At 72.7% G+C, this 8542-nt stretch carries 7 protein-coding genes; 2 read left to right on the plus strand and 5 right to left on the minus strand.

Annotated elements, in window-relative coordinates; genetic code table 11:
* Positions 1 to 203: 203 nt before the first annotated feature.
* The 5 genes from AOQ53_RS28645 to AOQ53_RS28665 form a co-directional block, all read right to left on the minus strand.
* The gene (locus AOQ53_RS28645; RefSeq protein WP_059421633.1) at positions 204 to 1118 is read right to left on the minus strand and encodes a YceI family protein; all 915 of its coding nucleotides are present in this window, start codon (positions 1116 to 1118) and stop codon (positions 204 to 206) included.
* A gap of 171 nt (positions 1119 to 1289) precedes the next feature.
* Complete coding sequence (locus tag AOQ53_RS28650) at positions 1290 to 2126, minus strand: SDR family oxidoreductase (RefSeq protein WP_059421635.1); 837 nt, start codon at positions 2124 to 2126, stop codon at positions 1290 to 1292.
* 64 nt (positions 2127 to 2190) lie between these two features.
* A complete protein-coding gene (locus tag AOQ53_RS28655; protein WP_059421636.1) occupies positions 2191 to 3282 on the minus strand; it encodes a maleylacetate reductase in 1092 nt (363 codons plus the stop codon).
* Entirely contained in the window at positions 3279 to 4148 is an 870-nt protein-coding gene (locus tag AOQ53_RS28660; RefSeq protein WP_059421637.1) for an intradiol ring-cleavage dioxygenase, read from the minus strand. The genes AOQ53_RS28655 and AOQ53_RS28660 overlap by 4 nt, the downstream gene beginning before the upstream one ends.
* Before the next feature lie 54 nt (positions 4149 to 4202).
* Positions 4203 to 5942 carry an FAD-dependent oxidoreductase gene (locus AOQ53_RS28665; RefSeq protein WP_059421638.1) on the minus strand — a complete coding sequence of 580 codons (1740 nt, stop codon included), beginning with the start codon at positions 5940 to 5942 and terminating at the stop codon, positions 4203 to 4205.
* Between the two features lie 186 nt (positions 5943 to 6128).
* On the opposite strand from AOQ53_RS28665, the gene AOQ53_RS28670 reads away from it, so the two are divergent.
* Both AOQ53_RS28670 and AOQ53_RS28675 read left to right on the plus strand, forming a co-directional pair.
* Positions 6129 to 7976 carry a sigma-54-dependent Fis family transcriptional regulator gene (locus tag AOQ53_RS28670; protein WP_236711851.1) on the plus strand — a complete coding sequence of 616 codons (1848 nt, stop codon included), beginning with the start codon at positions 6129 to 6131 and terminating at the stop codon, positions 7974 to 7976.
* Positions 7977 to 8122: 146 nt separating this feature from the next.
* Positions 8123 to 8542: MFS transporter (locus AOQ53_RS28675; protein ID WP_148640386.1), on the plus strand; the 420-nt coding region annotated here is incomplete at its 3' end.

The raw sequence follows: 8542 nt of genomic DNA on the forward strand, positions 1-8542 counted from the left end.
CATCCGGTGCCCGCCGCGCAGCGGGCACCGGAGCGACGAGGACACGAGGATCACCTCGTAGCGCGGCAGGGAGACGGTGGCAGCGGTGCGGTCACGCATGGCCGTCCCCCTTCGTTCGTCACGACGGTGCGCCGCAGCTCAATTCGTGGGCGGCGCCGGGTACTCGGTGAGTGTAGGGAGGATGGGATGAACCGGGCCAGGGATTATTCCGGCGGGGTCGGTGTGTCGTGTGTCCGGTACATCGCCTGGACGTCCAGCTCCAGTTGCACCGTCGGACCGACCACCGCGATGCCCCGGGCCAGCATCGAACGCCAGTTGAGCGTGAAGTCCTCGCGGTGCAGCTCCGCCGTCGCCAGGGCCGCGCAACGCAGTTCCTGCCCGTAGCCGCCGTTGACGGTGCCGAGGTACGTCGTGTCCAGGGACACCGAGCGGCTCACGCCGTGCATCGTGAGGGAGCCCAGCAGCGTCCATTTGCTGCCGCCCCGGTAGGCGAAGCGCCTGCTCGTGAAGTCGATGTACGGGAAACGCTCGACGTCCAGGAAGTCGGCGGACCGCAGGTGGTTGTCGCGGGTGGTGTTGCCGGTGTTGATGCTGGAGGCGTCGATGCGGACGTGCACGCGGGAGTCGGTCATGTCCGGGGTGATCCGGATACCGCCCTCGAAGCGTTCGAAGCGGCCGTGGACATGGGCCATGCCGACGTGCTTGGCGATGAACCGGATCGCGGTGTGCGGCGGGTCGAAGAGCCAGGTTCCGGGCGTCGGCAGCTGGAGGGCCTCGGCGGGTTGCAGCCAGACGCGTTCGGTGGGCGTCGAGGTGTCCGCCCCGATCTCGATCGTCTCGCGGTGCGGCCGCAGGCCCTCCGCCGCGATCAGCAGGCTGTACCGGCCGGGCGGCAGCGCCGCGAGGAAGTAGCCGTACGGGTCGGTCGTCCCGCGCGCGGCCACCCGGTGGGTGTCCAGGGCGGTGACGGTGACGTCCGCGGCGGCCAGGGGCGAGCCCATCGGGTCGACGACCTCGCGGGCCACGGCACCCGCACCGGACGGAAGGGGGAGGGCGAGGCCCGCCGCTGCGGCGGAGGTGCTCTTGTGCCACCGGCGCCGGAGCAGTGCGAGGGCCATGTGGTTCACCTTTCTTCGGGTGGCGCGGCCGTACGAACGGCGGTTCAGCGCACGCCGACGGCCGCACCCTGTTGCGGTCACACCCCCCTTGTCGATCTTGTAACACCCGGCTTCGGAGCGGGTGTCTCAATACGAGACAGTCGAAGAAGGCCGGAAACAGTCGCTGGGCGCCTACGCCCTGAAGGCGTCCGCGCGTTCGGCGGCCCACTGGCCGAAGGTGCGGGCCGGGCGGCCGGTGACCTTCTCGACGGTGCCGGCGACCGTGCGGCCCACCTCGGGGGTGTTGCCGTACGCCTCCAGCAGGAAGCCGATCACGTCCTCCGTGAGACCCGCCGCCCGCCACTGCTCGACGGCCTGCTCCCCGGTCAGTTCGACCAGCGTGATCTCGCGGCCGACGGCGGCGGCGATCGTCGCCACCTTGTCGCCGACGGTGAGCACTTCGGGGCCGGTGATCACGTACTCCTGGCCCGCGTGGCCCTCCTCCGTGAGCGCGACCGCGGCGACGGCGCCGATGTCGCCCTCGTGGACCATGGCGCTCAGCCGTGCGACGAACGGCTCGCGGACCTCGCCGGTGGCCACGATCCCGTCCGCCCACTCCAGTGCGTTGGCCATGAACTCGACCGGCATGAGCACGGTCCACCGCACACCGTCGTCGGCACGTACCGCGTCCTCCAGCGGGGTGGGCCCGCCGCCGTGCAGCACCGTGATCCGGCGGACACCAGCCGAACGCGCCAGCTCCAGGATCCGCGGGCCGGTCTCCAGCGGGGTGAAGGCGGCTCCGCCGAAGGTGATCAGATGGAGGCCGGTGACCCCCTCCAACGCCGGGGCCAGGCCGTCGGGTTGTGTCAGGTCACCCTCGACGACCTCCACACCGGCCGGGAAATCGGCCTTCGCGGCGTCCCGGGTGAGCGCGCGGACCTCGTGGCCCCGGGCGAGCAGTTCGGCGACGACCTGGCGGCCGACGGTTCCGGTGGCGCCGGTGACAAGGATCTTCTGCGTCTGTGTCATGGCACGACTGTAGGAAGCCTTGCGGTCACTTTCTGTCCGCAAGTCCGTGCCCCCTGTGCATCCGCTAAAGGGGGATTTCCCCGGCCGGTTCCGGCGGGCCTCCCTCGTACGCCGCCCGCAGCACGGCCCGGGCCTCGTTCGCCGTCACCGGGCGCGGGTTGGCGTACGGCTCGCCCGCGACCCGGTCCGCCGCCGCTGTCACGTCGCCTTCCGCGAGGCCGAGTCCGGCGAGGGAACGCGGTGCTCCCAGGCGCCCGGCCAGCTCCCACAGGGCACGGGGCGGGTCGTCGGTGCCGAGGGCCCGTCGCAGTACGGCGAGCGCGTGCGGGGCGGCGGGGGCGTTGTGGGCGAGGACGTACGGCAGGACGACGGTGTGCGTCTCGGCGTGCGGAAGTCCGAACGTGCCGCCCAGCACGTGGCACACCTTGTGGTGGAGCCCCATCGTGGTCGAGCCGAGGCACGTGCCGCACAGCCAGGCCGCGTACAGCGCCCGGCTGCGCGCGTCCAGGTCCTTCGGGTCGGCGGCCAGTCGCGGCAGTGCCTCGGCCATGGCGCGCACGCCCTCCTCGGCCATGACCGAGACCAGCGGCGAGGTGTCCGGTGCGTACAGCGCCTCGACGGCGTGCGCGAGCGCGTTGACGCCGCTGGTCACCGTCAGCGGCACGGGCAGGGTGAGGGTGAGCCTGGGGTCGTAGACGACGCTGCGTGGCTGGACGACCGGGTCGCGGCCGGTGCGCTTGGTGCCGTGCTCGGTCAGGCCCCACACGGGAGTCATCTCGGAACCCGAGTAGGTCGAGGGCACGGCGATCAGCGGCAGTCCGGTGCGCAGGGCGATCGCCTTGCCGAGCCCGATCGCGGAGCCGCCGCCGACCGTCACGCAGCCGTCCGCCCCGGCCGCCCGTACCACCGCGACGGCCCGGTCGGCGTCCTCGACGGGTACGTGCATCCGGGCCTCGGCGTGCACTCCCACGCAGGTGTCGCCGAGCGCGTCCGCGACCGCCCGGGCGACGGCTTCGCCCCGGCTGCCGCACACCACGAGCAGCCGCCGCAGGCCCAGATGTGCGGCCTCGCCCGGGGTCGCGGTGACGGCCGCGCCGGGCCGGAAGACGACCCGCACGGGCCGGGTCTCGTACGAGAACTCATTCTGGAACGTCATGCGGCACGCTCCAGGACGAGGTCGAAGCCGGCGTGCCGGAAGGGGTTCGCCACGCCGAACTCCCGCGCCAGGGACGGGTCGTCGGTCTCCGCGAAGTCCTGGACCAGGCTCTCCTTCACGGCGAACACCGCGTCGGAGTCGAGGTAGTCGCCGCCGGCCACGAAGATGTGCGTGGTGACGGGCGTGTGTCCCTCGGCCGTGGCGATGAAGTGGATGTGCGCGGGGCGGTAGGGGTGCCGCCCGGTCACCCGCAGCAGGTCGCCGACCGGGCCGTCGGTGGGGATCGGGTACGGCGCCGGGACGCAGGTGCGGAACCAGAAGCGGCCCTCGGAGTCGGCGGTGAACAGTCCGCGTCCGTTGCCCGCGGGCTGGACCCCGGGCTGCTGGACGTCGTAGTGGCCCTTGTCGTCGGCCTGCCAGACGTCGACGGCGGCGCCGGGCAGTGGGGTGCCGTCCTCGGACAGCACCCGGCCGCTGACGACGCACGGTTCGCCGCCGCCCACGAGGTCGATGTCGTCGCCGAGCGCGCGGACCGGCGACTCGGTCATGTGGAAGGGGCCGAGCACGGTGGACTCGGTGGCGCCGGGCGCGCGGTGGCCGTTGACGGTCTCCACGAGCATGGACAGCCCGAGCACGTCCGACAGCAGGATGAACTCCTGCCGGGTGTCGGTGCAGGCCTGCCCGGTCTCCGTGAGGAAGGCGATCGCCCGCTCCCACTCCTGCTGGGTCAGCCGGGTCTCGCGCGCGAAGTCGTGCAGATGGCGGACGAGGCCGGTGAGCAGCTCGCGCAGCCGCGGGTCGGCGGTCCCCCGGAGGCTGGCGAGGGCCTGCTCGGTGACGCCGGCCCCGGTCGCGTCGGTGGTCATCCCGGCTCCTCGTCGTCGACGTTCGCTGCTGCCCTTGCTTCCATGATTGCTCGCTCAGGCGTGTCCGAGGATGGTCCGCAACGCGTCCGCGAGCAGTTCGCCGGCGTCCGGTGCGGCGGACGCGTGCCGGAAGGCGACGAAGCCGTCGGGGCGCACGAGCAGGGCACCCGCGTCGGAGATCTCGCTCAGGCGCGCCCAGTCGCCGTACGGGTCCTCGTACTCCTGCCCGGGGCCGATCACCACGGTGGCGATCTCCACCTCCTGGGCCTCGGCCGCCCGCACCCAGTCCTCTCCCCCGATGCCGGTCAGCAGGGTGAAGCGGCCCCGGCCGACCGTGTCGAGGGTGGAGAGCGTGCGGGAGCCCGAGGTGATCCAGGCGTGCGGGAGCCGGGCGCCGGGGCGGGAGGACGGCTGGTGGTACAGCTCGGGGTCGCGGGCGAAGCCGGGGTCCGGCGTGCCGTCCGGGACGATCGCGCCGGAGGCGTAGCGCTGGTTGAGGTCGACTCCGTGCGCGTTGAACTCGTACGCCTTGAAGGCGATCGCCTCGCGCAGCTCGGCGCGCTGCTTTGCGGCGGCCTCGGTGGTGTCCTTGCGGGCGGCGATGTTGGCCCACAGCTGCTCGGGGGTCTGCGGGGAGAGACCGTCGAGGGCCTCGAAGACGGGGGCGGTCTCGCGGATGGACTGGTTGGCGCGGGTGACGATCTGCCTGCCGACCGGGGCGCGCTCGGCGGTGTATGAGTCCAGCAGCTTCGGAGCGGCCACGCCGTCGAGGACGAGCTTGAGCTTCCAGGCGAGGTTGTAGGCGTCCTGGATGGAGGTGTTGGAGCCGAGGCCGTTGGACGGCGGATGGCGGTGCACGGCGTCGCCGGCGCAGAAGACGCGGCCGCTGGCGTAGGTCTCGGCGTACATCTCGTTGACGGTCCACGCGGAGGACGACTTGACGGTCACGGGGATGTCGTCGTCGCCGACGAGCCGACGGACGATCTCCTCGGCGTACTCGGTGGTCAGGTCGGGGGCGCCCGCGTCGACGTCGTACCCCCACACGATGAGCCACTCGGTCCAGGGGCGGACGCAGCGCACCAGGCCCGCGCCGATGCCGCCGACGGTCGCTCCGGGGGCGAGGACCCAGTAGAGGGTGGACGGGCGGTGAGCGGTGTACCGCGTCAGGTCCGCCTCGAAGACGATGTTGACGCTGCCGGCCCCACCCATCTGGCCGCCCATCGGCAGGCCCGCGTGCTCGGCGACCCTGGACCGTCCGCCGTCGGCGCCGATCAGGTACTTGGCGCGGATCTCGTAGGTGTCCCCGCGGAGCCGGTCGCGGACGGTGGCCGTGACACCGTCCGCGTCCTGGGTGTGGGAGAGGTACTCGGTCTCGAAGCGCAACCGGGTGCCCCGGGCGACGGCCGCGTTCACGAGGACCGGCTCCATGAGGTGCTGCGGCATGTCGCACATGCGGGTGGGGCTGGCGAGTTCGTGTTCCGCCTGCACGAGCGGGTCGTTGCCCCAGGAGCGCACCCGGCCCAGTTCCTCGCCCGCCAGGCTGGTGCAGAACGTCGTGTTGCCCATCAGGTGCTGTGGGGTGGCCTGTGCGACGACCTCCTGCTCGACGCCGAGGTCGCGCAGCACCTCCATGGTGCGCTGGTTGGTGATGTGCGCGCGGGGCGTGTCGGCGAGGCTCGCGTAGCGGGTCACCACGATGTTGGGCACCCCGTACGTACTCAGGGCGAGCGCGGCCGAGGCACCGGCGGGGCCGCTGCCCACGATCAGGACGTCGGTCTCGACGACGGTGGACAAGGGGCGCTCCTGCGGGGGTGTGATGGGGGGGCGGGGCGGACATCGAGCGTCCATGATCATGGAGCGGCCCGGCCGGTCGTGGGTGTCTCATTACGAGACACCCGGCGGCCTGTGAGGAGGGGCGCCGGCATGGCAGTTCCCGCCCGTTGTTGCCCGTTCAATCGAACCCGCTACGGTGTTGTTGCCGTGACCACGACCGAGCCCTCCCCCGCAGCCACCGCCCGGCCCTCGCTGCGTCTCGCCCGCGAGCGGTTCCTGTCGGGGCGTCCGCTGCCCGGCGGCGTTCCGGAGGAGGTCGTCGCGGCGTGGCGGCGGGCGCGGTTCTTCGGCGTGCCGCACGACTTGGATGTGCCGCACGACCTGAAGGAGCCGGTCGTCGCTCCCTCCCGACCGGTGGAGTCGACGCTGCTGGGTGCCGCCCGGCCGGTGCTCGACCGGATCGTCCCCGCCCTGGGCGCGGACCGGTCGCTCCTCGTCCTGACCGACGAGCAGCTGCGCGTGCTGTGGACGGCGGGGAGCGTACCCGGGCTCGAACCATGCCCCGTCCTGGCGGAGCAGGAGGTCGGCAACAACAGCGCGGCCCTCGCCCTGCGCACCCGGCGCCGGGCCGAGGTGCACGGACCCGAGCACTTCCTCGACCGGTGGCAGGACGTGTCCGCCGTGAGCGTCCCGGTGCTCGCCCCGGAGGGCGGCCGGGTCGCCGGCACACTGACCGTCGCATCGCTCGCTTCGCGGCTGGACGGCGCGCGTTCGCCTCATCCGCAGGCGGCACTCGCCGAGGCGGCCGCCGCGGCGGTCGAGACGGAGCTGCGTGCGCGGGCGGGGCCGGCTGAGCGGGTGCTGCTGGATGCCTATCTGCGGGCGGTGGGTGGACCGGACGGGACGGCGGGTGAGCCGGACCCGGCCGTGGCCGACCGGGCCGCAGGCGACCGTGCCGTGGCCGCCCTGGACGGTCGTCACCGCCTGATCAGCGACTGCGCACGGCAGTTGCTGACGCCCGAGGTGCTCGGGGCGCTGGAGCGTGCGGCGGTGAGCGCGCGGCACGCGGATGCCGTGGGCGGCACGGGCCAGCCCGACGGCACATGCCTGCCCGAGCGGACCGAACTGTCCGAGCGGCCCGAGCTGCCGGAGGGTGCTGGATGCCTCGCGCGGATCGATCCGGTGCGTCTGGACGGCGTGGTCATCGGGATCGTCGCCGTACTGGAGCCGCTCGCCGGATCCGTGCCGTCGGCGCCGGCCGTGCCGCGCCCGCCCTGCTCGCTCACCGGCTCGTCGGTGCCCTGGCGGCACGCGGTCGGGCGTGCCGTCGAACTGGCCCGCTCGCCGGAGCCGTTGCTGCTGACCGGTGAGCGCGGAACCGGCAAGTCCGCGCTGGCTCTGGAACTACTGGGCACAGGGGCCGTCGAGATCGCCGACGCGGCGCAGGACACCGTACTCGAAAACGCCCTGCCCCTCTGGCCGGCCGATCGCCCGCTCCTCCTCAGGCACGCCGAGCGCCTCGCGCAGCCCGGCGTGGCCGCGCTCAACTCCCTGCTGGACACGCACCCGGACATCCGGCTGCTGGTCACCTACACGCCCGGCGCGCCGGCCGGCCCCTGCCTCCAGCGTCTGCTGGACAAACTGTCCGCCCGCTCGGCGGTCCTGCCCCCGCTGCGGGAACGCACCGAGGACATACGGGAGCTGCTGCCGGCCCTGGCACCGCGCCCGGCCCCCGGGCAGCCGCCGCTGACCTGGACGCTGGATGCCCTGCGCGCGCTCGATCGGTACCCGTGGCCCGGGAACGTCACCGAGCTGGCCCATGTCGTCCGGGCCCTCGCGGAGCACCGCCGGATGTCGGGGCCGGTGCGCCGGGCGGAGTTGCCGGACGCCGTGCGGGAAGGCCCGGCCGTGCGGCCTCTCAGCCCGATGGAGCAGGCCGAGCGCGCCGCGATACTCGAGGCACTGCGCCGCCACGGCGGCAACAAGGCACGCGCGGCGTCCGCGCTGGGCATCGGCCGGGCGACGCTGTACCGCAAGCTGCGGGGCTACCGATAAGCATGAGCGAAACGGGGCCGCGGCAGCCCGGAAACGGCGCTTTCTGACTGAATTCACCAGAAACCTAATCGAGAGGCCACAACAGCCATATGGGCGACGACGACTCCGCACTGGCCTTACCGAAGCACGACATAGCACGGCGACGGATACCGAGTGGACTCGTCGCGCTGGCGCTCGGTGGGTTCGGTATCGGTCTGACCGAGTTCCTCATCGCGGGGCTGCTGCCGCAGGTGGCGTCCAGTTTCGCGGTGTCCGAGGCGGCTGCGGGCTGGCTGATCTCCGGTTACGCGCTCAGTGTCGCGGTGGGAGCGATCGCGCTGACCGCGGCGACGGCACGGCTGCCCCGCAAGCAGGTCCTGGTCGGCCTGGTGGCGTTGTTCGTCGTCGGCAACCTGCTCTCCGCCATCGCGCCGAACTACCCGGTGATGCTGCTCGGGCGGATCGTCGCGGCGTTGTGCCATGGTTCGTTCTTCGGTATCGGCTCGCTGGTCGCGCGCAGTCTGGTCGCGCCGGAGAAGAAGTCCCAGGCCGTGGCGATCATGTTCGCCGGGCTGACGGTCGCGAAC

It is taken from the genome of Streptomyces azureus (genome assembly GCF_001270025.1).
Taxonomy (GTDB): Bacteria; Actinomycetota; Actinomycetes; order Streptomycetales; family Streptomycetaceae; genus Streptomyces; species Streptomyces azureus.